Source organism: Pseudomonas shirazensis (genome assembly GCF_050496565.1).
In the GTDB taxonomy this organism is placed as follows: Bacteria; Pseudomonadota; Gammaproteobacteria; order Pseudomonadales; family Pseudomonadaceae; genus Aquipseudomonas; species Aquipseudomonas shirazensis_A.
Window position 1 is genome coordinate 278232 of the sequence record NZ_JBNWAE010000003.1, and the last position, 22315, is coordinate 300546.

Genomic DNA, 22315 nt, shown 5'->3' on the forward strand with positions numbered 1-22315 from the left:
TGCATGGCTCAGCTGTTCGGCCATTTCTCCAGCAGAATGGCCACGAACTTCTCGGCAGCCGGCGACAGCGAGGCGCCGCGCCGATAGACCAGGCCGAGGGTGCGGGTCACCTCGGGCTCGCTCAGCGGCACGCTGACCAGGGTAGGGTGATCGGCTGCCGGCATGGCCAGGCTGGGCATGGCAGAGACGCCAAGGCCCGCCTCGACCATGCCCAGCGACGTCGACAAGTGCTGCACCTCATAGAACCACTTGGGACGCCAGCTCAGGCCGGACAAGGCATGGTCGAGCAGCATCCGGTTGCCGCTCAAGCGGCCCACGCCGATCAGGCGATAGTCGGCCAGCTGCGTCCAGGTCACCGACGCGCGGCTGGCCAGCTCGTGGTCACGGCGGCAGGCGAGGACGAACTTCTCCTCGACCAACGGCACGAACTCGATGTCCGGGTGCTGGCCACTCATCATGTTGATGCCGAAGTCGGCTTCACCGCGCAGTACCGCTTCCAGCCCGTCGTTGGCGCTGAGGTCGAGCAGGCGAATCCGGATTTTCGGGTATTGCTCGTTGTACAGGCGAATCACCGACGGCAAAAAGTAGAACGCTGCCGTCGGGATGCAGGCCAGGGTCACCTGGCCGGTCTGGCGTTCGGCCAGTTCGCGGATGCTCAGGATCGAATCTTCGAAGTCATCCAGCAGGCGCCTCGCCTTGGGCAAAAAATCGCGGCCGACACTGGTCAGGCTGACCCGGCGCGTAGTCCGTTCGAGCAACGGCGTACCCAGGCCTTCTTCTAGCTTCTTGATCCGCCGGCTCAGTGCCGGTTGCGACAGATGAAGCACATCAGCAGCTTCGTGGAAGCTGCCAAGTTCGGCGATTTTCACGAAAGATCTTATATCCTGGAGCTCATATTCCATGACGATTCTCTTCAGCAGTTCACGGCTGTATTCATTTGCTACACGCAATAATAGCTACGATCTTTGCATTGGATTGATTTATCGGTCCCTGTCACTCTTGTTTCCAACACATCAATACCCCCTATTGATCAACAAGAGTCAGTAGTCATGCAACGAATTCCTTGTGTTCTGATGCGCGGCGGTACCTCCAAGGGTCCGTTTTTCCATGCCTGGGACTTGCCGACCAACGTGGTCGAGCGTGACGAAATGCTGATCAACCTGATGGGCTCTGGCCATGAGCTGGAGATCGACGGCATCGGCGGCGGTAGCCCGCAGACCAGCAAAGTGGCAATCCTCAGCCCCTCGCTGCACGCCGATGCCGATGTCGATTACCTTTTCGTCCAGGTCATGGTCGCTCAGCGCCGCGTTGATACTGCACCCAATTGCGGCAACATGCTCTGCGCAGTCGGCCCGTTCGCCATCGAAGAGGGCCTGGTCAAAGCCACCGAAGGCAAGACCCTGGTGCGCATCCGCAACCTGAACACCGGCACCTTCGTCAACTCGCTGGTGGAAACCCCGGGCGGCATCGTCCGTTACGAGGGTCGCACTGCGATCGATGGCGTACCGGGTACTGCAGCACCGGTGCAGTTGACCTTCCTTGATGCCGTTGGCAGCAAGACCGGCAAGCTGTTCCCCACCGGTCAGGCCAGCGATGTGATCGATGGTGTCGAGCTGACCTGCATCGACATGGCCATGCCGATGATGATCATCGAAGCCAGCAAGCTGGGCGTTACCGGCGGCGAAAGCCCGGCCGAGCTCGAGGGCAACAGTGCGCTGATGCAAAAGATCGAAGCGCTGCGGCTCAAGGCCGGCGCGGCGATGGGCCTGGGCGATGTCAGCGGTATGGTCATCCCCAAACCCGTGCTGATCTCGCCAGCCAAATTCGACGGCACCCTGCAGGTGCGTTACTTCATGCCGCACGACTGCCACCGGGCATTGGCCATTACTGGCGCCATCGGCCTGGCGACTGCCTGCGTCAGCCCGGGCACGGTGGTCATGCAGATGCTTGGCGAACGCGCCAATGGCCTGACTCAGGTTCGCCTGGAACACCCGAGCGGCAGCATCGATATCGCCCTGGAACGCGCCGAAGGCAAACCGATTCAAGCCTCGGTGGTACGCACTGCCCGGCGGCTGTTCTCGGGCTACGTCTACGCGCCGTCCGTGCGCAGGCTCGCCGGCTGATCGCTTTAAACGCTTTGTTCAACGATTGACTTACAATCGCTCGCTGCCTTGCCGGGCATCGAGCGGGTCAGGCGCCGTCTGCCCGGCAGACGTGCACATTTACAATAAAAACAAGAGATACAGACATGCTCGCACTCCTCGGTTTGGTCATGGTAGTGACGTTCACCTACCTGATCATGAGCAAACGCTTATCCCCAATCGTGGCCTTGACGGTCGTACCTATCGTATTTGCGGTGATCGGCGGCTTCGCCCCGGAAACCGGCAAGATGATGCTCGACGGCCTGAAAATGGTTGCGCCGTCGGCAGCCCTGTTGCTGTTTGCCATTCTCTTCTTCGGCCTGATGATCGATGCAGGCTTGTTCGACCCGCTGATCCGCAAGATCCTCAAACGGGTCAATGGCGATCCGCTGAAAATTGCCATCGGCACCGCGTTGCTGTCGTTGCTGGTCGCTCTGGATGGTGACGGCACCACCACCTACATGATCACTTGCGCCGCGATGCTGCCGCTGTACAAGCGCATCGGCATGAACCCGATGATTCTGGCGACCATCTCGATGCTGTCGCTGAGCATCATGAGCGGCATGAGCCCTTGGGGCGGGCCGGCTACCCGCGCCATCGCGGCCTTGGGCCTGGATGCCACGCACTACTTCATCCCGATGCTGCCAACCATGATCGGCGGCGCTGCCTGGGTCGTGTTCACGGCGTTCCTGCTCGGCCGTAGCGAGCGCAAGCGCATTGGTAACATCAAGCTCGAGTCCGGTGGTGGCGACTGCTACATCAAGGCGATTCTGGAAGACACCCCGCACAAGCGTCCGCGCCTGGCCTACGTCAACCTGGTGCTGGTGATCGCGGTGATGACTGCGCTGGTGCTGGGTGTGATGCACGCGGCGATCCTGTTCATGATCGGTTTCGTTGCTGCGCTGATGATCAACTACCCGCAACTGGACATCCAGAAAGAGCGCATCCTCGCCCACTCGGGCAATGCCATGACCGTGGTCCTGCTGGTGTTCGCGGCCGGTATCTTCGCTGGCATATTCTCGGGCACGAAGATGGTCGACGCCTTGGCGCAGACCCTGGTTGACTGGATTCCGGATGCCTGGGGCCACTGGTTCCCGTTGGTGGTGGCGATCACCAGCATGCCGCTGACCTTCGTCCTGTCCAACGATGCCTACTACTTTGGCGTAGTGCCGATTCTGGCCAACGCCGCTGCTGCCTACGGCATCGACCCGGTGGAAATCGCTCGCGCCTCGGTACTTGGCCAGCCGGTGCACCTGATGAGCCCGCTGGTGGCTTCGACCCTGCTGCTGGTGGGGATGGTTGACCGCGACATCGGCGACTTCCAGAAAGCCACGGTGAAATGGGCGGTGTATACCTCCCTTGTGATCACCGCCCTGGCCGTCCTGACCGGCGCCATTTCGTTCTTCGCCTGACCCTGTTGGACGGGCACCGCTCGGTGCCCGCGCAGCCCCTCAAAAAACAATAAAAGAGTCCTCTGACATGCAATCACTCCTTCTGCGTGGGGCCGCTTGCGGCCTGTTCTGCGGCTGCCTGCCTGCGGCCGTCGCCGGCGGTTTCATCGAAGACAGCAAACTCAAGCTGCAACTGCGCAACGTCTACTTCAACGAGAACTTCCGTGACGAGCAGGGCATGACTGCCCGCGCTGCCGCCACGGCCAAGAGCGAGCGCACCGAGTGGGCGCAGGGCTTTCTGCTCGATTACCAGTCAGGTTTTACCCAGGGCACCATCGGTGTTGGCCTTGATGCCATGGCGCTGGTCGGGGTCAAGCTCGACTCCGGTCGCGGCCGCAGTGGCACCGGCCTGTTGCCCGTACATGACGATGGCCGCGCGGCCGACGAGTTCGCCAGCGCGGGTGTAACTGCCAAAGCCAAGCTGGCCAACACCGTGGTCAAGCACGGCACCTTGCTGCCCAAGACGCCGGTGCTGGTGCACAACGATGCACGCTTGTTGCCGCAGACCTACCAAGGCACGCAGTTGGTCAGCACCGATATCGATGGCCTGACCCTGACTGCCGGCCAGCTCGACCGCTTCAAGCAGCGCGACTCTTCCGACAGTACCGGGCTCTATGTCGACGGCTATCGCGGCGACGAGACCGGCGATTTCCGCTACGCCGGTGCTGACTATGCCGCCAGCAAGACGCTGCGCCTGAGCTACTTCCATGGTGAACTGGAAAACTTCTACCGTCAGGACTTCGCCGGTATCCAGCACGACCTCAAACTCGGTGGCGGGGTGTTGACCAGCGACCTGCGTTACTTCCGCAGCCATGATAGCGGTTCGGCCTACGCCGGGCGCATCGACAACGACATGCTCAGCGGCCAGTTGGCCTACGCCCACAGCGGCCATACCGTAGGTGCCGGTTATCAGGTGCTCAACGGCGACGCCGGGCTGCCGTACATCAGCGGCGCGACCGTGTATTCGTTCAGTAACGTCGGCATCGGCAAGTTCATCGAGGAAGAAGAAAAGACCTGGATGGCCAGCTACGCCTACAACTTTGCCGCAGCCGGTGTGCCAGGTTTGACCTTCATGACCCGCTACCTGAGCGGTGACAATGGCCGTTCCGGTGAGGCTGGCCTGAGCGAGTGGGAGCGTGACATCGAGCTGGCCTATGTGGTCCAGTCGGGCACCTTCAAGGGGCTGGGCATCAAGGCACGTAACTACGTCTACCGCGCTGACTTCGCCCGCGGTCGTGACAGCAATCGGCTGTACCTGACCTACGACATCGCGCTTTGGTAAGCGCGCAGCAGGGTTCAGCGCGTTTCAGGCCTTGGCCAGGCGGATGATCTGCCTGGCGCAAAAGGCACCGGTGATGATCACAGCAATCAGGCGCAAAGTCTGCATTGCCAGCACCAGCCCGACATCTGAGTGGGTCTCCACCGCGATGATGGCCATGGCATCCAGCCCGCCTGGGCTGGTTGCCAGGTACATCGAAAGAAAATCATGCCCAGTAACCCACGCCAGCAACCAGGCGCAGCCGGCGCACAGGGCGATCAACCCGGTCGCTCCAGCGATCATGGTCGGCAAGCGGCTCCCTACGTAACGCACCGTGGCCCGATCAAACCGCAGGCCGACGTAGCAGCCGATGGCGCCATAGGCAAAGGCCAGCAACCAGCCGGGCAGGGCAATCTGCATCAGGCCACTGAGTTGCAGCGCACTGCCGATCAACAACGGTGCCAGCAGCGCGCCCGCAGGCAGTTTGGCGGCCAATGTTATCCCGATCACGATCACTGCCAGGCATGGCAGCAGTTCATTCAGCTGCACGGCAGGGGTGCTCGCGGCGGGAACCAACGCCTTGCTGGCGATATCGCCGGCACCAAGCAGGTGGCTGACCAGTGCGCCGATCATCACTACGCAGACCACCCGCACGTATTGCATGGTTGCCACGACCCGAGGATCGGCACCGTGTGCTTCCGCCATCGAGACCATCGCCGAAGCAGCGCCAGGGGCTGTGCCCCAGGCGGCGGTCGCGGCCGAGATACCGCCGTATCGCACCGTAGCCAGCCCGACCATGGCGCTCAACAGCACAGTGAGCAGTGTGGTTGTAAGCATCACCGGCCACGACTGCGCCAAAGCCACCAGTACTGTCCAGCTCATCGAGTGGGCCACCATCAGGCCGACGCAGCCCTGGCCAAAGCGAAACACCTGTTTGTGCAGGCGCAGCCCGGCGCCACTGACGCCAAAGGCAATCGCGGTCAGCATCGGCCCGAGAAACAAGCCCGCTGGCACTGCCCATGCATGCAGCAGTTGGCCACTGGCGGCAGCACAACCGATCAGCGCCAGCCAGCGTAGGATCAACAGGGGATTTGAAAGGAACAACTGCACGTGGTGATTCTCCTCGACCCAGTAGCGGCGCTTGCTGGAGAAAATTATCGACGGCGCAATCGATCAAGTCTATTTTCTACTTTCGATGAACCTATAACTGAAATTCATGAATCATGGACCTTCGCGACCTGACTTACTTCGCCACCATCGCTGAGCTGGGCCATCTCGGCCGCGCTGCCGAGCGGCTCAACCGCAGCCAGCCCGCCTTGAGCAAAAGTATCCAGCGGCTGGAAGAATCCCTCGGCACGCGGCTGTTCAAGCGCGACGGCCGGCGCATCAAGCTGACTGATGTCGGTGAGCTGCTGCTTGAGCGCGGTCGGCAGTTACAGCTGAACATCGCCGAAACCGAGCGTGAGGTCCGCGATTTTGCCGGTGGCTTGATTGGCAACATCCGCCTCGGTTGCGCGGCGAGCATGGCCGAGTACTTGTTGCCGCGGCTGACCGAGTCGCTGTTGCAGCGCGCGCCCGAGCTGACCTTGCAGCTGTCCATCGGCCAGGATGATCTGCTCAAGGAGTCGCTGCGCTCGGGGCGATTGGACGCCATCATCTGCCCGCTGATCGTCGATGACCCGCACGTCAACAGCTACCCGATTTTGCAGGATGAGGCCGTGGTGGTAGCCAGTGCTGATCATCCACTGTTTGCCGCGCCGATAACCTTGCACAGCCTTTGCCAGTACCGCTGGGTGCTGCCGGCGATCACGGTCAGTTCCAGGCGCTGGATCGATAACGTGTTTGCCACGCACCATTTGCCGATGCCACAGGTGCAGATCGAAGCCAATAGCATCTCGATGCTGCCCCGCCTGATCGAACGCACCCGGCTGCTGAGCTTTGTCGCGAGGGAAACCCTTGAGCACGGTCACGGTATGTCGCGCTTGCGTGCGGTGACCCTGGAGGAAACCACCATGCATCGCACTGTGGCGGTGTCGATCCGCGCCGAGGGCTATCTGCCACCGGCCGTGGCCGCGATGGTCGAATTGCTCAAGGAGCGCGGTCGCAGTTTTTTTGGTGACAACTGAGCGGGCCGATCAAGCAGCGCTTGTTGCAGTCCACACCGCCAGTTCGTAGCCGTCCGGGTCGATGAAGTGGAAGCGGCTGCCACCGGGGAATGAGAAGGTCTGCCGGCTGATCTGCGCGCCGGCAGCCAGCAGCCGCTGCTGAGTCGCATCCAGGTCGTCGGCGTACAGAATCACCAGCGGGCCACCGGGGCGGACCGGCTCGCCGGTAGTGAAGCCGCCGCTCAGGCGACCGTCACTGAATTCGGTGTAGGTTGGGCCGTAGTCGACGAAGGTCCAGCCGAAGGCTTCGGCGTAAAACGCTTTGCTGCGGGCAATGTCGCTGACATTGAGCTCGATGTTGTCGATCTGCCGGTCGTTGCCGCGAACACTCATGATGGCTTCCTTGCTCGGTGGTGTATTGGAGGCGGCAAGCATGCAGGCTATCTGGCAGCTTTGTCCACAAAGTGCAGGACTTGGGCGAGTGCCCAAATGACGTAAAAATATATTGCGCCTGATACATATTGATCGGATTTTACCTATACCGTGTAGGCCGTTTCCGAATCATCCTTTTCAAGGCTTTGCGCCATTGCATGTCCTGGGGAGCACAGCCTAGTCTCTGCCGGTCGTTGCCATTCAACGACCGGCTTTGACAGGCCGTCACAATCTCTAGAGCACGTGCACCTCCTATGGCGGTTGTACGTGGGGCACCTCGCGTGCGCCGAGTTTCTAGAGTCCTCGGTCTGTCAACCCGCGTACAACTGCCACCCTCCTGTTTGACGGCGGGTGTCTGGCAGTCCACAGACTCTAGAGGTATGTATGCTCAAGATCGTCCCCGATCCACCCCAGTGCAGCCAATCCGCCCGTATCCTCGAAGACACCCTCGTCGAAGCCTCCGACTACCTCATGGGCGCGCTCATCGTCGCCCGCCAGACCGTCCTCCTGCAGCCAAAATCAGCCGGTTCCATGAGCATGCTGACCGTCCTCCACGAAGTCGAATCCGCCCGCGCACTGGTCGAAGCGGCAATCGCCTATGTGCAACGTCGCGGCCGTCCCCCCGCCGCACAACTGCACTGAGTCACCGTTCTGCTACCCGAACATCAGAGGATTGCGCATGGACACCCAACCCCCACAAGACACCGGCAAGCCAGGCCTCACCGTAGGTTCGGCGACCTGCCTCGATGGCGCCGGCAATGGCCAGCGGCTGTTTCGAACCGAGCCCGGCAACTGCTGCATGCACGCCCTGGAGCAGGCCTCGATGCTGCTCGCCAGCGCCCGTCGCGCCTCGTTTCTTGGCGTGATGGACGACGAACCGGAACTGGTCTGGGCTTCGCACTTTCTGGGCCAGATGGCCAAAGCGCTGATCGATGACGCCAATATCGGCCTGCACAAACGCTCGTAAATCCTGGGCAGGCGCAATAAACCTGCGTCTGCCCAGGCTAACTTCAGAAGCTGTACTTGAAGCTGGTCATCAGGTTGCGCGGCGCGCCGTACACGCTATATAACCCGGACTGGCTGTAATACTCGCGATCGAACACGTTATTGAGGTTCAGCGCAGCACTGAGGTTGCGGCTGATGTCGTAGCGGGCCATCAGGTTGGTAACCGCGTAGCTGCTCTGGCTGAAGGTGTGCAGGTCAGCGCCAACCTTGCTCTGCCAGTTCACCCCGCCGCCAATCGTCAGTTTGTTCAGTGGCCCCTGCAGCCGGTAGCTGGTGAAGGTCTTGACGCTGTTGCGCGGCAGGTTGGTATTGATGCGCTGGTCATCGGCATCGGTGGTCACCGAGTAGGCGTAGCCGGCGGACGCCTGCCAGCCTTCGGCCAGTTCGCCGTTCAGTTCCAGCTCGATGCCTTTGGAGGTGGTGTCCTGCTCGGCGCTGTAGACGTTATCGTGCTGCCAGATGGCAAGGTTGTCCTGCTCCAGCTTTAACAGGGCAAGGCTTGAATTGAGCTTGCCGTCGAGGTGCGAGCCTTTGATGCCGATCTCGTAGCCGACGCCTTCCATCGGGTCGAGCGGGCTGTTGCTTTCATCGGTCACCCACGACGCTTGCGGGTTGAAGATTTTGGTGTAGCTGGCATACAGCGACCAAGTCTGATCAAGGTCGTAGACTACGCCGGCGTACGGGATGAACACGCCGCTTTCTTTGCGCTTGACCTCGGTTTCGACGCCGCCATATGGGCGGTCGGAGGTGTCGCGCTGCCAGTCGATCAGACGGCTGCCGAGGATCAGGCTGAGGTCGTCGCTGACGCTGAAGCGTGAGGTCAGGTAGGCCGCATACTGGTTTTCGTCAATCGACGACTTGCCGCTTTCAGTGAAGGTGGGCTTGGCCGACTTGCCGTCCCAGTCGAACAGGCTGTCTATCGCGCCGGCAGGCGAGCCTGCATAGTCATAGCCCCAACCGCCCCAGCCGGGCACGCTTTCCTTGTACTGGGACAAGGTCATGCCGGTGATCAACTCGTGCTCGCGGCCGAACAGGCTGAAGGGCCCGGTGGCATAGACATCGAGGTTGTCCTGGCGTGGCGTACCGGAGAAGCGCACGGGCAATTGGCTCATGCCGCTGCCATCGGTGTTCAGGTCGCCCATGGCATAGTTGAAGACTTCGTCGAACTTGTTTTCGGCGTGGGTCAGCTCGATCTTGCCGCTCCAGCCGTTGCCCAGTTGCTGCTCAATGGAGGTGAAGAAACTGGTTTGCTCGTGGTCGTTGTAGGACCACTCCGGGGCGGCGTTGAGCGAGCGCTTGAGGTTGGTGCGCTGGCCGGTGCTGAAACGCGATGGCAGGCCCGAACGCAGCGGCGAGTCGACATCGCTGCGCAGGTAGCTGAAGCCCAGGGTCAGCAAGGTGTCTTCGGTCAGGTCGAACTCGGTGATGCCGTAGATAAGTTGCGACTGCGATGAGTAGCGGTCGATCCAGGCCTTTTCAGTCTTATAGTCAGCGACGAAGCGGCCGCGGATATTGCCCGCGTCGGTCAGCGGTCCCGAGACGTCGAAGCCCGTGCCGTAGCGGTCCCAGGTGCCGGCCTCGCCGGTGATGCTGGCCTGCGCATCGGCCGTTGGGCGCTTGCGGATCAGGTTGATGGTCGCCGACGGGTTGCCCATGCCGCTGATCAAACCGGTGGCGCCGCGGACGATTTCGACGCGGTCGTACATCGCCATGCTTTGCGAGTAGTTGTCCAGACGGGTGTTGGTTGGCACGCCGTCGACCTCGTAGTTCTGGATGGCAAAGCCGCGTGACCAGTACGAGTCGCTCTCGGCGCCGAGGCCGTCGCGCACGACGATGATGCCGGGGGTAGCCTCGAGGGCGTCGGTGAGGTTGGTCAGGCGCTGGTCATCGAGGCGCTGGCGGGTCATCACGGTCAGTGACTGCGGGGTCTCTTGCGGGGTCAGGTTGAGGCGGGTCGAGCTGCTTGACGAATAGGTGGTGTAGAGGCCGGTGCCTTCGGTGGTCGAGCCGGGGGCTTTGCCGGAGATGGATACCGCGCTCAGCTCCATCGCGCCGCTGCTGCTGGCTTGCAGGGTGTAGTTGCCGTTAGCGCTACGGCTGGCCTCCAGGCCACTGCCGGCAAGCAGCATGGCCAGGCCCTGGTCAACGTCGAAGTTGCCGTGCAGGCCGGCGGTGCTGCGCCCGTCGGTGAGGGTGCTGGGGTAGCTCAGCAGAATATGCGCGGCCTGGCCAAAGCGGCTCAGGGCTGGCGCGAGCGGGCCGGCGGGGATGTCGAAGTCGGCCTGGGCCTGCTCGGCGGCGCTGGCCCAGGTGGGCAGCATCAGCAGCGGTGCGGTGGCGGTCATGCAGGTGATGGCCTGGACCACGGCGCCGGCCAGTTTATGCTTGAGATTCACGCGTTGTTCCCCGATTGAATGGATTGTCTGGGGGTTAAGTCTCGCGAGAATCAAAAATGGACCACCCTGGCGCAGTTTTTTTTGCACTAGGCCGTGCGTGGCTTCAGCGTCACCCAGTAACGGGTGAACTGCTCGACCTCAAGCTGCAGGGTGTTGGCCACGGCGAGGATGACCTTGTCGGTATCGGCCAGCGGGAAGGTGCCGGACACACGTAGCCTGGCCAATGCTGGATCACAGGACAGATGGCCACGGCGGTAACGGCTCAGTTCAGCGATGAATTCCGCCAGTGGCTGGTCCTGAGCAACCAGCATGCCTTGGCTCCAGGCGGGGACGGCGAGCGGTTCAGGTTGCCGGCTGACAATGCCAGTGTCGGCCAGGCTGGCCCGCTCACCGGCTTGCAAGCTGATCGGCGGGTGTGCCAGCAGGGTAGGGCTGAACACCAGCGCGCCGCGGTAAACGCTGACCTGAGTAAGGCCCGCGCGTTGCCTGACGCTGAACTGCCCAAGTTGCGCCTCAAGCCGACCCTGAGCGGTGTAAACCGACAGCAAACGCCCGGCGCTGGCGTTGCTGCGGGTGATCAGCAGCTCGCCGCGCAGCAGTCGTATGCGCCGCTCGTTATGTTCGATAGCGACGTTGATCGCCGTGTCGGTGTTCAATTGCAGCTCAGTGTCATCGGCCAGGCTGATGCGCCGTTGTTCGCCGACACGGCTGTGATAATCAGCGCTGAAGTCTTGCACCAAGGCCGTGTCCTTCATGTACCAGGCACTCGCGCCGGCAGCCATCAGCACGCTCAGTTGCTTGAGCGCAGCACGCCGCGACAGGCCAGGGCGCAGCGCCGCCTGGGCCAGACGGCGCTGGCCCGGATTACGCAGGTCGCCCATGCGCTGGGCGAATGCTTCGGCGCGTTGCCAGGCATGCTCATGCATCGGCAGCGCCTGCCTCCAGGCCATCCACGCGGCGAGGGTGGCCGGGCTGACCTCAGGTTCCTGCAACTCGAAATGCCAGTGCATGGCCTGTTCGGCCACTTCTGCGGCAATTGGCGGCGTATTGCTGGTCACGGCAGGTCCAGGCTGTCATCGAGGACAATGCACAGCGCGCTGGCCTTGATGATGTAGCGCTTGATGGTCGTCACCGACAGCTTGAGCCGCTCGGCGATCTCGGCGTGGCCGAGGCCATCGACCTGCGACAGCAGAAACGCCTCGCGCACCGGCCGCTCCAGGCTTTCGAGCATGGCGTCGAGGGCGATCAAGGTCTCGAGCAGGATTGCCTGGGTTTCCAGGCTTGGCGCAACCGGCTCGGGCATTGCCGCCAGCGCTTCAAGGTAGGCACGTTCGATTTTCTGCCGACGGTAATGGTTGCACAGCACGCTCTGCGCCACCTTGGCGAGAAAGGTCCGCGGTGCGTGCAGCGCTGGCAGCTGCTCTTTGGCCAGCAGGCGCATGAAGGTGTCCTGGGCCAGGTCCGCTGCGTTGTGCGAGCAACTCAGGCGTTGCCGTAGCCAGCCCGTCAACCAGCTGTGTTGCTGACGGTAAAGCACAGCCACGTTGCACAGGGCAGGTTGGGGGGATGGGAGCATGATCTGCAGGCGCCGATGAGGAAGTGTTGCAAACGATAATGCTTATCATATATACGGCCCGGGGCAGGATGCAACTGGCACCACGCGGCCGCTATTGCAAAGTAATCGGCATGCTCGGGAAATTTGGTTACTGTGCGACCATGGAGCCTCAGGCATTGCGTTAGGTTTAGGGGCAGCTGGATGGATGACCGAGCGTATTGGTTAGCAAAGGGCAGTCGGGCAGCCGAGAGTGTTTGCACTTGGTCGGCGTTCGTCGCGGCCACCGAGTTTCTCTGGCAGGACGCTGATTTGATCAAGGACAGCGATGCCTGGCAGGCGCTCTGGTTTGAACTTGAGATCGTCAACGCGCTGGCATTGGCCGAGTGGGATGAGCAGGGGCGACCTGGGGACTGGTCGGTGCGCTGGGGTGAGGGTTATCAGCAGGATGCGGCTGAGCTGGCGGCGCAGCTACTAGCGCTGTTGGCGTGATCCGGATTTCGGTATGGGGCTGCGCAGCAGCCCCAACCTTCCAACGGCCTGTCATCAAGGCGCGCCAGTTGGACGCGCAGTTTTACCTAGAGTGAGAACCTGGCCACCAACTTGCTCATGTCCACCGCCAGGCGCGACAGCTCGGCGCTGGCGGCGGCGGTTTGGTCGGCGCCGGTTGCGCTCTGGATGGACAAATCACGGATGCTCATCAGGTTGCCGTCGACCGAGCGGGCGACCTGAGCCTGCTGCTCTGAGGCCGTCGCGATCATCAGGTTCATCTCGTTGATCTCGTTGATCGCCTTGGCGATCAAGGTCAGCGCTGCGCCGGCTTCGTGCGCGGTAGTCAGGGTGCCGGCCGCCTGGCCACAGCTTTCGCTCATGGCTTTGGTGGCTTGTTCGGTGCCCTTGAGAATGCCGCCAATCATCTGCTCGATTTCTTGAGTGGAGGCCTGGGTTCGGTGTGCGAGCGCGCGAACTTCATCGGCGACTACCGCAAACCCACGCCCTTGCTCACCCGCCCGCGCGGCTTCGATGGCGGCGTTCAAGGCGAGCAGGTTGGTCTGCTCGGCGATGGTGCGGATAACTTCCAGTACCTTGCTGATGTCCTTGGACTGCACAGCCAGGCGCTCGACGTCGGTACTGGTGCTTTGAATGGTCTGGCTGAGGCTTTCAATGGCGCTGACAGTGCTGGTCACGCGCTCTGCGCCAGTGCGAGCCGATTGGTCGGAAGTTTTCGCGGCATCGGATGCCGAAGCGGCATTACGGGCAACTTCATCAACGGCAGCGGTCATCTGATTGACCGCAGTGGCGGCCTGGTCAATTTCGTGGTTCTGACGGATCAAACCCTGGCTCGATTCCTGAGTAACGGCGCTCATTTCTTCGGACGCCGAGGCGAGCTGAGACGAAGAGTCGCCAATCAGTTTGATGGTGTCGCGCAAGTTGCTTTGCATCACTTGGGTAGAGCGCATCAAGTCCGAGAATTCGTCCTTGCCTGTAACGGTAATAGTGCTGCGCAGATCACCGGTGGCGATGGTCTGGTTGATCTGCAGCATGTCGCGCAATGGCGTAACGATACTGCGGGTGAACAACGTCGCGAGCACGATCGTGGCCAGTGCAGCAGCAATGATGATAACGATCACGAACATCAAGCCGCTGTTGTAGGTGGCCTCCGAGGCGATACCGGCCTTATCCGCTTCGCCAATATTCAGTTGCACCAGCCCATCCACGGCATTTGCCAATACCGCGGCGATCGGGCTGATCGAAGTGTTGGTATAGGTCAGTGCTTCGGCCAGCGCACCCTTCTTAGTCAGAGCAATGGCCTGGTCCAGTGCAGCCAGGAACTTCTCGCCATTGTCGGCCACGGCTCGGTACAGACGCGTTTCCTGTTCACTGACAGGGAACTGGGCGTAAGCCTGGATCTGAGTGTTCAGTTCGTTACGCACGACGCTGATGTCGTTAAGCGTCTTGGCAACGGCTTGCGGATCGCTTTGGGAAATCAACCGACGGTTCTCAAGGCGCAAGCGCAAGGTGGCGGCATTGATCTTGTCGGCGATGACGATACTTGCCAGGGCGTCTTTTTCCAGCACCCTGGCGGTCTCGCGAATGGCCCCCATCTTCCAGACGGCAATCGCGCCCAGTGCGATCAGCAACAGCGTGATTAAAGCGAAGCTGAGGGCAGCGCGCAGCGATACTTTTATGTTTCTCATCATCCCAGATCTCAAAGTTATCCTGTGATGTGTATCGGCCACTGCGATGCGAGCATAAGTCGCTTTACAACAAAAAACTCAATAAGTTCAATACTTCTTTCGTTCAGGATTGGGCAGGCCGGTCAGCCTACCCTGATCAGTGCTACTCAGGCACACCGGTCACGCTGTGCACTACCCCCATCGCGCAGCGAGGGCGAGCGTCTTCAGGGGTAATTTCTTCGCACTTTTTCAACAGTGGATGCACCTCGGCAAAGTTGATGGCGGCGACCTTGTCTGCATGCTGCTGGGAAACAAAACAACGCTCGAACCGGTAGGCGCCGTACACCTCTGGGCGCAACGGTGGGTAGTCGTACACTTCATCGACAATGGACTTGAGCGTCGGATACAGATCACCGTCGGTTTGCGGCGAAATCTTGGCGAGCAAGGCCTCCTTTTTGATGCCGGCCTGTCTGGCTTCAACCGCTGCCCTGGATGCCCCGATGGACGCTTGCACGCCTTTGGGGAATGGGCAGTCGGAGGCAGCCTGTGCCGAGGTTGCAGCCATGCTGCTGATCAAACCGAGAACAACGAACATCCGTTTCATGACATATCCCTGTGTTGAAAAAGCTCAGTAGAAGAGGGTGCGGTAAATTTTAAACACGGTCTGACTGGTCGATCGCCGCGAAGTTCCCATGGCGCCGACGCCATAGCATTGCTGTCTGGCGAGGCTTTTGCAGTATGTTAAGGGATAAACAAAAACAGAGTGGGGCGCCGTGAAATTCCATCAAATCAGAGCCTTGGTAGCGATCAACCAGTGCGGCAGCATCATCGAAGCTTCGCAGATCCTGCACGTTACCCAGCCTGCCCTGAGCCGCTCGATCAAGGATCTGGAGCGCGAGCTGGGCCTGACCCTGCTGCAGCGTTCGTATAAAGGCATGTCGCTGACCGATGAGGGGCGGCGGGTTATTCGTCACGCGCAGATGGCCGTCGAGAGCATGCGCCGGCTGCAGATCGAGGCGGATAATATCCACGATACCGTGGTGGGTGAAGTGACCATCGGCGTCACGTCTTTGACCGCCATGTTGCCTGGGTTCGATCAGTGCCTCAGTGACTTTCAGGCAAAAAATCCACGCGTGAGGCTCAAGATCAGCGAGCAACGCCCCAGTCACCTTGTGCAGCTGCTGCGTGACGGTACGCTGGACTTTGCCTTGACATCGCAGCAGCACACCCAGCGTCTGAATCTTGATTGGGAGGCCTTGCAGCGCATTGGCGGCACGGTGGTCTGTGGCCCCAACAATCCCCTGCGTCACTCCCGCTCGCTGCGCCAGCTGCAATACGCCAACTGGATCAGCATGGATGAAATCGACGATCGCTCTTCGCAGTTCTACCAAATGTTCGAGGTCAACGACATCCATCCACCGCAGCGTGTGATCGAGTGCACGTCGCTGCTGTTGGCCTTGCGCATGGTGGAAAACGCCAACGCTTTCATGACCCTGAGCAACCTCTCGATCAAGGACAATCTGCCGCCGGCGCAGATGCCGGAACTGGTCTGGGTCGAGGTCGAGGAAATCATCCCTGAATATCCGATCTATCTGGTGTGCATCGACCGCCACGCGCTGACGTCGCCAGCGCGAGACCTGTTTCACGGGCTCAAATCCAGGCTGGCCGCGCAGGCGGCCAGCGGGCTCGCGCGCTAGAAGTGGTAGTACATACCGACAGCCAGGTTGTGCGGGTCGTCGCCTGGCTGCTGGAGATCGATGCCGGCGTAACTGATGGCTGAATTGCGGCGGTTGTCGATCAGCGCCAGACGGCCGTAGACAGCCCAGTTGGGTGTCAGGAAATGGTCGTAACCGAGCATCATGCCAATGGCGTCTTTATCGCCGAACTCGATCTTGCGTTTGACCAGCGCCAATCGCGCGACATCGGCCTTGCCAATCGGCGCCCAGATGCCGGCGGTCCAGGCGGTCATGCTCGGCGTTGCGTAGTAATCGACATCCTGGCGTTGCCAGGTGATGCCTGCAGCGAAGGAGCCAAAGTCGCGATAAGCGAGCGCGCTTTTGTAGTAGTTGTGAGTCTGGCGCGGTTGATCACCGTCCTGCCAGGGGTCGCTTAGATAGTCGTTGAATGAGCCCACCACGATCCATCGCGGGCTGCCGTACTGCACGCTCAGCCCTTTGCCGCGCAGGTTTTTTCCGGCACTGGCAGTGTCATTGAATCCGAACGTCAGGGCACTGGCGAAGCTCCAGGCAGCCCATTTCGGCGTGGTGTAAGCCAGCGTGTGCTTTGGCCGCAGATCCAGATAGTAAGCACCCGGCCCGGCGGGCGGGCTGGTCAGGTAGGTATAGGGCGAGCCGTAGGTCGCCAGGAACGGATCGGCAAACGTCGGCGTGCCCATGCCGTAGGTCTTGCCAAACTCCAGCTTGCCGTAGTGCCGCGAACGCAATGCCGCGACCGCCAGGCGTAATGTTCCGACCTGTTTCCAGTGCGCATCGAGTGCAGGCCCATTCACGTTGAAGCCTTCTTCGATGTCGACTTCCAGTACCGTGTCCGCATCCAGTGCCTTGCGCATGTAAACGCCCAGTTTATTGGTCCAGGCGCCGCCGCCGGCGACCTTGAAACCGGCATTGTCGCCAGCCTCCTGATAGTTGGCGAAGGCATCAACGGTACCGTACACCTTGAAGCGGTCATCAAAACCCTTGTCGATGTTGTAGTAGCCGAATCCTGATGCAACTCGGCCGATTGAAAGGAAACCTTCGGCCTGACTGGCACTTGGCAAACCAAGGCCTACACACAAGGCGGCCAGTGGCCAATTGCAGACGACGGCTTTACCCATTGCGGACTCTCCAGAGGTATCAGGGCTGAGGAGGTGCAGCCTGGGCGAAAATAAAAATGGGCAAAAATGATCAATATTGCATGGCTATGCCTAACGGTTAATTAGGTGCTTGAAAGCCCGTCGCTCTGGCAGTCGCCGCATCCCTGATTGCTGCGCCCATACCGCCGCAACGCCGCCGAGTGCTACTGCGACCGATGATCTTGTGCGCCAAAATAGCGAGGCTATGAACGGTTCGCACCGTTCAAGCGCTTGTTACAAGGACGCTTGCAAACCAACTTAACCGACGGTTAATTGCCTGCATAAAGTGCATGTGATTGATCATGCCTGTTGCTTGATAGTGGCTCGGGACAACGATGACTCGGAGAGAGCACGGCAATGACCTCTATTCACTCGGACACCCCAATACCCCGCAGCACGACCAACGCCGCCGTTGGCTCGCGCAAAGCCACGGTGGCCTGCGCGCTGGGCAATGCTCTGGAGATGTACGACTTCACTATCTACAGTTTCTTTGCGGTGGTGATTGCCAAAAACTTCTTCCCCGCGCAGTCGCCGACAGCCTCCTTGCTGATGTCGCTGACCGCGTTTGGCGTAGGGTTTCTGATGCGACCGATTGGCGCCTTGGTGATCGGCCGTTTTGCCGATCGCAAGGGGCGCAAGGCCGCACTGACACTGACAATATTCCTCATGACCTTGGGCACAGCCTTGATCGCCTTCGCCCCGACGTACCAGCAGGCCGGCGTGTTCGGCACCGTGGTGCTGGTCATTGGCCGCCTTACCCAGGGGTTTTCTGCAGGCGGCGAGATTGGCACCGCTTCAGTGTTGATGATGGAGTCGGCATCCACGGCCAAGCGTTGCAGCAGCGTCAGCTGGCAGGCCGCCAGCCAAGGCTATGCAGCGCTGGTCGGCGCGGGCATCGGGCTGCTGCTGAGCAGTGTGATGAGCACCCCAGACCTGGAAAGCTGGGGCTGGCGCCTGCCTTTCATCATCGGTTTGCTGATCGGTCCGGTCGGCTGGTACATCCGCCGCTGCCTGCCGGAAACCCTCGAGCAGCCCGAGCATACGCAAGTGTCGACCAGCACTGCCAAGCCACGCTGGCGCGAAGTGGTCGACCTGCGCAACACCGTATTGGCGACGGGGTTGATGGCCAGCGCAACGATTGGCATGTACCTGTTCATTTTCTACATGCCTTCCTACCTGATGACCACGCTGCATTACCCACAGCGCAGCGCGTTGGCAATTGCCTGCGTCGCAGCGGCCTGTCTGGCGATCATCACACCGCTGGCCGGGCGCTTCGCTGACCGTCATGGCTTGCGCAAAAAATTGCTGATATGGACCGTCGTGTTGCCCGTAATCGCGGCCTGGCCGGCGCTGTGGCTGCTGTCGCACACCACCGACCTCGCTGTTGCGATGCTGATCGTCGCCTTGCTGGTGCTGCCCGGCTGCGTTGGTTCAGGGGCTTTCTTCGCGTTGATCATGGAATCGTTCGCCAAGCAGCACCGGGCCTTGGGCACCTCCGTCAGTTACAGCTTTGGCGTGACCCTGTTCGGCGGCTTTTCGCCGCTCATTGCCACCTGGCTGACCGCCACCCTCAACAACCCTGTGGCACCCGCGTTCTACTTGCTGGCCGGCGGGGTCATCAGCCTGATCTGCCTGAAGCTGCTACCGGAAAATATTGGAAGGGACTGACCATGAACAATCGATCATCCGCAAAGACGTTTACCGATCACGATCTGCAAGCCTTCATTGACCTGCGCCGGCAGATCCACGCGGCGCCGGAGCTGGGCGGCGAAACCCCGCAGACGGCCGAACTGGTGGCGGGCAACCTCGCGCAATGGGGCTATCAGGTCCACCGCAATATTGGTGGCCACGGGCTGGTCGCGGTCATGCGCAAAGGCCACGGCTCCCGCCGAATCGGCTTGCGCGCCGACATGGACGCGCTGCCGATGCAGGAGAAAAACCCGTTTGCCCATGCCAGCAAAATCGCCGGCCGTATGCATGCGTGCGGTCACGACGGGCACACTGCGATCTTGCTGGCGGCGGCCTATCGCTTGGCCGACAGCGATTTCAACGGCACCCTCAACCTGATCTTTCAGCCTGACGAAGAAGGTTTGTGTGGCGCCAAGGCGATGATCGACGATGGCTTGTTCCAGCGTTTTCCCTGCGATGCCATTTTTGCCTTGCACAACATGCCGGGCGCACCGGTGGGCACCGCCGTGGTCCAGGCCGGGCCGACCATGGCCTCCTCGGAACGGGTGCAATTGCGCATCACCGGCAAGGGCGGGCATGGCGCGATGCCGGAGCTGAGCGTCGACCCTGTGCCGGTGGTCGCGAGCCTGATCAATGCCATCCAGACCATCAAGTCGCGCAACCTGGGCCCTGAAGAGTATGCGGTCATCAGTATCGGCATGCTCCAGGCCGGCAGCGTCTATAACATCATCCCCGACGAGGCCAGCATGCTGGTCAGCGTGCGTACCGACACACCGCAGACGCAAGAGAAAATCAACCAGCGGCTGGAGCAGATTGTGCGCGGTCACGAGCAGTCATTCGGGGTCAGCATAGACATGCAGATCACCCAGCTGGCCCCGGCGCTGATCAATGATCCGGCCGAAACCCAGAGGGTTCAGCAGAGCCTGCAGACCTTGTTCAAGCCGGGGCACCTGCATAGCCGTGGGCCCAAGGTGATGGGTACCGAGGACTTTGCCTGGATGCTGGGCGAAGTCCCGGGCTGTTATTTCATGCTGGGCAACGGTGAAGGCGAGTTCCACGGCTGTTCGGTGCATAACCCGCATTATGACTTCAATGACCAGCTGGTCCGCCTTGGTGCAGATTGCTGGGTGAAGCTTGTGGAGGATTATCTGGTATAGGCTGCGACGCTGTGTTGGCGACTGGGTGGCGCGAACCGTTCACTCAGCCATCAGCGCAGCCGTTTGCTGGCTATGCAGCGTCCTTGATGCCTGCAGTGCCACCAGCAGCACTGCACAGGCTGCCACCAAGGCCAGGGTGAATCCGGCGTGGACACCCGCGCCGTCAACCAGGCGCCCGGCACCCGCTGCGCCCAGCGCCACGCCAACATTCAGCCCGGCCAGCAGCCAGGTCATGCCCTCGGTCACTTGCTGTTCAGGGACCAACCGCTCGATCAGGGTCATCGCCACGATCATGGTGGGTGCGAAGCACAGGCCTGCCAGCAGCACCGCGGCCGCGAGGGCAGGGATGCTGCCTGCAAGCATCAGCGGCAGCGTGGTTACGGCAGTAGCGGCAGCACCGATGAGCAACTGTCGATGCAGCGCAACGCTCGTCTGCAAAACGCCAAACAGCAAGCCGGCCGCGCAAGAGCCGAGCGCATATGCGGCCAGCACCACGCTCGCAGCTGCCGGGCGCTGCAGCTGCTCGGCGAATGCCACGCTGGCGATATCGACGGTGCCGACAATGATGCCCATGCACACCATCAACAGCGTCAGCAGACGCACGCTGCCCAGGCGGATGACCGAGCTTGATGGTGTAGTCGAGGTATCTGCAGCAGCGACGCGAGGCTCCGTAGCACGCTGGAGCAGCAGCGCAGTTACGCCAAGCGCCAAAACGCTTGCGCTCACCAACAACGCAGCTTCTGGAAACATCGCGACAGACAAACCGACCGCAAGCGGTGGCCCGAGGATGAACGTCACTTCGTCAAACACCGTTTCCAGCGAATACGCCGTTTGCAGACATGGCTGGCCGCGATAGAGGGCGGTCCAGCGGGCCCGCACCATCGCCGACATGCTCGGCATGAACCCGGCGAGCAATGCTGCAATGAACAAGCACCAGCTTGGCGCCTGCCACCTGGCGCTGGCGGCCAGCATCAACAGGCCGACCACGCTGATCGCGGTCGCGACCGGCAGCACGCGGCGTTGCCCATGTAGATCAACCAACCGCGACAGCTGCGGCGAGAGCAGGGCGTAGGTCAGCACAAAGGTCGCCGAGACCAGGCCTGCCAGGGCATAACTGCCGTACAGCTGGGACAACAGGGTGATGATGCCGATACCGGTCATTGGCAGAGGTAGCCGCGCCAGCAGGCCTGCGGCGGTAAAAGCTGAGCTGCCAGGCGCGCTGAACAGTGCTCGATAGGTGGGGGCCATGGGGATCTCCTGAAATGCCGACTTGCATGTGCATTGCCCATGCAGGGAAAATACATACGCTATGTATGAAAGCGATCGTATATTCATACGATACGTATGTAAATCATCATTCAGGCCGTAGCCAGGAGAACGCAGATGGTCCGTCGCACCCGTGTCGAGATGGAAGAAACCCGCGCAGCCTTGCTCGCCACCGCGCGCAAGGTGTTCACCGAGCGAGGCTATGCCGACACTTCAATGGATGACTTGACCGCCCAGGCGGGCTTTACCCGCGGCGCGCTATATCACCACTTTGGCGACAAGAAAGGGCTGCTGGCGGCGGTAGTCGAGCAGGTCGACAGCGAGGTGGATGCACGGCTGCAGGCCATTTCTGATTCGGCTGAAACCCCCTGGGAAGGCTTTAGCGGTCGCTGCCATGCCTATCTGCAGATGGCCCTCGAGCCGGAGATCCAGCGCTTGTTGCTGCGTGATGCGCGAGCGGTGTTGGGCGCTGCCTCGGCCGAGGCGCAGCGCCACTGTGTCGAGTCGATGACGGGGCTGATCGATGAACTGATGGCCCATGGAGTGGTAGCCGAGGTGGACTCGGAAGCGTTGGCATCCTTGATCTATGGCAGTCTGTCGGAAGCGGCATTCTGGATCGCGGAGGGCGACCAAGGCTCCCGTCGGCTGGAGCGGGCCAGCGCGGCATTGGAGTTGCTGCTGCGCGGTTTGCTGCTCAAGGCATGATCCCGGGGCGCGCGAGATCTTCATGAATATGCCTAATGATGCTGTGAAATCGTTTCATTAGTTCGCACCTGGCCAGCAACCTAGACTACGTCCTACTTAGTTACGCGATAAAACTGAAGCCCGAATTGCC

21 protein-coding genes are annotated in these 22315 nt (G+C 61.1%); 11 read left to right on the top strand and 10 right to left on the bottom strand.

Annotated features, from left to right (window positions below):
• Positions 1–8: 8 nt before the first annotated feature.
• The gene (locus ACQZ2L_RS07230; RefSeq protein WP_101320065.1) at positions 9–902 is read right to left on the bottom strand and encodes a LysR family transcriptional regulator; all 894 of its coding nucleotides are present in this window, start codon (positions 900–902) and stop codon (positions 9–11) included.
• 147 nt (positions 903–1049) lie between these two features.
• Here ACQZ2L_RS07230 and ACQZ2L_RS07235 point away from each other — a divergent pair, with 147 nt between their 5' ends.
• The 3 genes from ACQZ2L_RS07235 (at position 1050) to ACQZ2L_RS07245 (ending at position 4874) form a co-directional block, all read left to right on the top strand.
• A complete protein-coding gene (locus tag ACQZ2L_RS07235) occupies positions 1050–2123 on the top strand; it encodes a 4-oxalomesaconate tautomerase (RefSeq protein ID WP_430325409.1) in 1074 nt (357 codons plus the stop codon).
• 125 nt (positions 2124–2248) lie between these two features.
• On the top strand, positions 2249–3553 hold the full coding sequence (locus ACQZ2L_RS07240) for a CitMHS family transporter (protein ID WP_150572467.1): 1305 nt from the start codon (positions 2249–2251) through the stop codon (positions 3551–3553).
• 67 nt (positions 3554–3620) lie between these two features.
• Positions 3621–4874, top strand: a complete 1254-nt coding sequence (locus ACQZ2L_RS07245; RefSeq protein ID WP_430325410.1) for an OprD family porin — start codon at positions 3621–3623, stop codon at positions 4872–4874.
• Positions 4875–4898: 24 nt separating this feature from the next.
• Here ACQZ2L_RS07245 and ACQZ2L_RS07250 read toward each other — a convergent pair whose 3' ends face one another.
• The gene (locus ACQZ2L_RS07250) at positions 4899–5960 is read right to left on the bottom strand and encodes an AbrB family transcriptional regulator (RefSeq protein WP_430325411.1); all 1062 of its coding nucleotides are present in this window, start codon (positions 5958–5960) and stop codon (positions 4899–4901) included.
• Between the two features lie 113 nt (positions 5961–6073).
• Here ACQZ2L_RS07250 and ACQZ2L_RS07255 point away from each other — a divergent pair, with 113 nt between their 5' ends.
• The gene (locus ACQZ2L_RS07255) at positions 6074–6976 is read left to right on the top strand and encodes a LysR family transcriptional regulator (RefSeq protein ID WP_430325412.1); all 903 of its coding nucleotides are present in this window, start codon (positions 6074–6076) and stop codon (positions 6974–6976) included.
• Positions 6977–6985: 9 nt separating this feature from the next.
• Here ACQZ2L_RS07255 and ACQZ2L_RS07260 read toward each other — a convergent pair whose 3' ends face one another.
• A complete protein-coding gene (locus ACQZ2L_RS07260) occupies positions 6986–7348 on the bottom strand; it encodes a VOC family protein (protein WP_430325413.1) in 363 nt (120 codons plus the stop codon).
• 423 nt (positions 7349–7771) lie between these two features.
• Between ACQZ2L_RS07260 and ACQZ2L_RS07265 the strand changes: the two genes are divergently transcribed.
• Both ACQZ2L_RS07265 and ACQZ2L_RS07270 read left to right on the top strand, forming a co-directional pair.
• Positions 7772–8029, top strand: a complete 258-nt coding sequence (locus ACQZ2L_RS07265) for a hypothetical protein (protein ID WP_430325414.1) — start codon at positions 7772–7774, stop codon at positions 8027–8029.
• Positions 8030–8066: 37 nt separating this feature from the next.
• The gene (locus ACQZ2L_RS07270; protein WP_430325415.1) at positions 8067–8354 is read left to right on the top strand and encodes a DUF3077 domain-containing protein; all 288 of its coding nucleotides are present in this window, start codon (positions 8067–8069) and stop codon (positions 8352–8354) included.
• A gap of 43 nt (positions 8355–8397) precedes the next feature.
• On the opposite strand, the gene ACQZ2L_RS07275 is transcribed toward ACQZ2L_RS07270, so the two are convergent.
• The 3 genes from ACQZ2L_RS07275 to ACQZ2L_RS07285 form a co-directional block, all read right to left on the bottom strand.
• Positions 8398–10737, bottom strand: coding sequence for a TonB-dependent siderophore receptor (locus tag ACQZ2L_RS07275; protein ID WP_430325475.1), 2340 nt, complete (start codon positions 10735–10737; stop codon positions 8398–8400).
• Positions 10738–10874: 137 nt separating this feature from the next.
• The gene (locus tag ACQZ2L_RS07280) at positions 10875–11846 is read right to left on the bottom strand and encodes a FecR domain-containing protein (RefSeq protein WP_430325416.1); all 972 of its coding nucleotides are present in this window, start codon (positions 11844–11846) and stop codon (positions 10875–10877) included.
• The gene (locus ACQZ2L_RS07285; protein WP_430325417.1) at positions 11843–12364 is read right to left on the bottom strand and encodes a sigma-70 family RNA polymerase sigma factor; all 522 of its coding nucleotides are present in this window, start codon (positions 12362–12364) and stop codon (positions 11843–11845) included. Before ACQZ2L_RS07285 ends, ACQZ2L_RS07280 begins: the two co-directional genes overlap by 4 nt.
• Before the next feature lie 288 nt (positions 12365–12652).
• On the opposite strand from ACQZ2L_RS07285, the gene ACQZ2L_RS07290 reads away from it, so the two are divergent.
• Positions 12653–12832 carry a hypothetical protein gene (locus tag ACQZ2L_RS07290; protein ID WP_430325418.1) on the top strand — a complete coding sequence of 60 codons (180 nt, stop codon included), beginning with the start codon at positions 12653–12655 and terminating at the stop codon, positions 12830–12832.
• 86 nt (positions 12833–12918) lie between these two features.
• Here the strand turns inward: ACQZ2L_RS07290 and ACQZ2L_RS07295 are convergent, their stop codons facing one another.
• Positions 12919–14541, bottom strand: a complete 1623-nt coding sequence (locus ACQZ2L_RS07295) for a methyl-accepting chemotaxis protein (RefSeq protein ID WP_430325419.1) — start codon at positions 14539–14541, stop codon at positions 12919–12921.
• Between the two features lie 139 nt (positions 14542–14680).
• Positions 14681–15121, bottom strand: coding sequence for a hypothetical protein (locus ACQZ2L_RS07300; RefSeq protein ID WP_430325420.1), 441 nt, complete (start codon positions 15119–15121; stop codon positions 14681–14683).
• Positions 15122–15290: 169 nt separating this feature from the next.
• Between ACQZ2L_RS07300 and ACQZ2L_RS07305 the strand changes: the two genes are divergently transcribed.
• Positions 15291–16214, top strand: a complete 924-nt coding sequence (locus ACQZ2L_RS07305; RefSeq protein WP_430325421.1) for a LysR family transcriptional regulator — start codon at positions 15291–15293, stop codon at positions 16212–16214.
• Here the strand turns inward: ACQZ2L_RS07305 and ACQZ2L_RS07310 are convergent.
• The gene (locus ACQZ2L_RS07310) at positions 16211–17350 is read right to left on the bottom strand and encodes a porin (protein ID WP_430325422.1); all 1140 of its coding nucleotides are present in this window, start codon (positions 17348–17350) and stop codon (positions 16211–16213) included. The two genes, ACQZ2L_RS07305 and ACQZ2L_RS07310, sit on opposite strands and share 4 nt — an antisense overlap.
• Positions 17351–17725: 375 nt before the next feature.
• Between ACQZ2L_RS07310 and ACQZ2L_RS07315 the strand changes: the two genes are divergently transcribed.
• Both ACQZ2L_RS07315 and ACQZ2L_RS07320 read left to right on the top strand, forming a co-directional pair.
• Complete coding sequence (locus tag ACQZ2L_RS07315; protein WP_430325423.1) at positions 17726–19036, top strand: MFS transporter; 1311 nt, start codon at positions 17726–17728, stop codon at positions 19034–19036.
• 2 nt (positions 19037–19038) lie between these two features.
• On the top strand, positions 19039–20214 hold the full coding sequence (locus ACQZ2L_RS07320; protein ID WP_430325424.1) for a M20 aminoacylase family protein: 1176 nt from the start codon (positions 19039–19041) through the stop codon (positions 20212–20214).
• Positions 20215–20253: 39 nt separating this feature from the next.
• Here ACQZ2L_RS07320 and ACQZ2L_RS07325 read toward each other — a convergent pair whose 3' ends face one another.
• Entirely contained in the window at positions 20254–21462 is a 1209-nt protein-coding gene (locus ACQZ2L_RS07325) for an MFS transporter (RefSeq protein ID WP_430325425.1), read from the bottom strand.
• A gap of 135 nt (positions 21463–21597) precedes the next feature.
• Here ACQZ2L_RS07325 and ACQZ2L_RS07330 point away from each other — a divergent pair, with 135 nt between their 5' ends.
• Complete coding sequence (locus ACQZ2L_RS07330; RefSeq protein ID WP_430325426.1) at positions 21598–22185, top strand: TetR/AcrR family transcriptional regulator; 588 nt, start codon at positions 21598–21600, stop codon at positions 22183–22185.
• Positions 22186–22315 lie beyond the last annotated feature (130 nt).

Bases quoted from the DNA above. Each gene is read 5' to 3' on its own strand.
- ACQZ2L_RS07230 (WP_101320065.1), bottom strand. From the start codon at position 902: ATGGAATATGAGCTCCAGGATATAAGATCTTTCGTGAAAATCGCCGAA.
- ACQZ2L_RS07235 (WP_430325409.1), top strand. From the start codon at position 1,050: ATGCAACGAATTCCTTGTGTTCTGATGCGCGGCGGTACCTCCAAGGGT.
- ACQZ2L_RS07240 (WP_150572467.1), top strand. From the start codon at position 2,249: ATGCTCGCACTCCTCGGTTTGGTCATGGTAGTGACGTTCACCTACCTG.
- ACQZ2L_RS07245 (WP_430325410.1), top strand. From the start codon at position 3,621: ATGCAATCACTCCTTCTGCGTGGGGCCGCTTGCGGCCTGTTCTGCGGC.
- ACQZ2L_RS07255 (WP_430325412.1), top strand. From the start codon at position 6,074: ATGGACCTTCGCGACCTGACTTACTTCGCCACCATCGCTGAGCTGGGC.
- ACQZ2L_RS07260 (WP_430325413.1), bottom strand. From the start codon at position 7,348: ATGAGTGTTCGCGGCAACGACCGGCAGATCGACAACATCGAGCTCAAT.
- ACQZ2L_RS07265 (WP_430325414.1), top strand. From the start codon at position 7,772: ATGCTCAAGATCGTCCCCGATCCACCCCAGTGCAGCCAATCCGCCCGT.
- ACQZ2L_RS07270 (WP_430325415.1), top strand. From the start codon at position 8,067: ATGGACACCCAACCCCCACAAGACACCGGCAAGCCAGGCCTCACCGTA.
- ACQZ2L_RS07275 (WP_430325475.1), bottom strand. From the start codon at position 10,737: ATGACCGCCACCGCACCGCTGCTGATGCTGCCCACCTGGGCCAGCGCC.
- ACQZ2L_RS07285 (WP_430325417.1), bottom strand. From the start codon at position 12,364: ATGCTCCCATCCCCCCAACCTGCCCTGTGCAACGTGGCTGTGCTTTAC.
- ACQZ2L_RS07295 (WP_430325419.1), bottom strand. From the start codon at position 14,541: ATGATGAGAAACATAAAAGTATCGCTGCGCGCTGCCCTCAGCTTCGCT.
- ACQZ2L_RS07300 (WP_430325420.1), bottom strand. From the start codon at position 15,121: ATGAAACGGATGTTCGTTGTTCTCGGTTTGATCAGCAGCATGGCTGCA.
- ACQZ2L_RS07310 (WP_430325422.1), bottom strand. From the start codon at position 17,350: ATGGGTAAAGCCGTCGTCTGCAATTGGCCACTGGCCGCCTTGTGTGTA.
- ACQZ2L_RS07315 (WP_430325423.1), top strand. From the start codon at position 17,726: ATGACCTCTATTCACTCGGACACCCCAATACCCCGCAGCACGACCAAC.
- ACQZ2L_RS07320 (WP_430325424.1), top strand. From the start codon at position 19,039: ATGAACAATCGATCATCCGCAAAGACGTTTACCGATCACGATCTGCAA.
- ACQZ2L_RS07325 (WP_430325425.1), bottom strand. From the start codon at position 21,462: ATGGCCCCCACCTATCGAGCACTGTTCAGCGCGCCTGGCAGCTCAGCT.
- ACQZ2L_RS07330 (WP_430325426.1), top strand. From the start codon at position 21,598: ATGGTCCGTCGCACCCGTGTCGAGATGGAAGAAACCCGCGCAGCCTTG.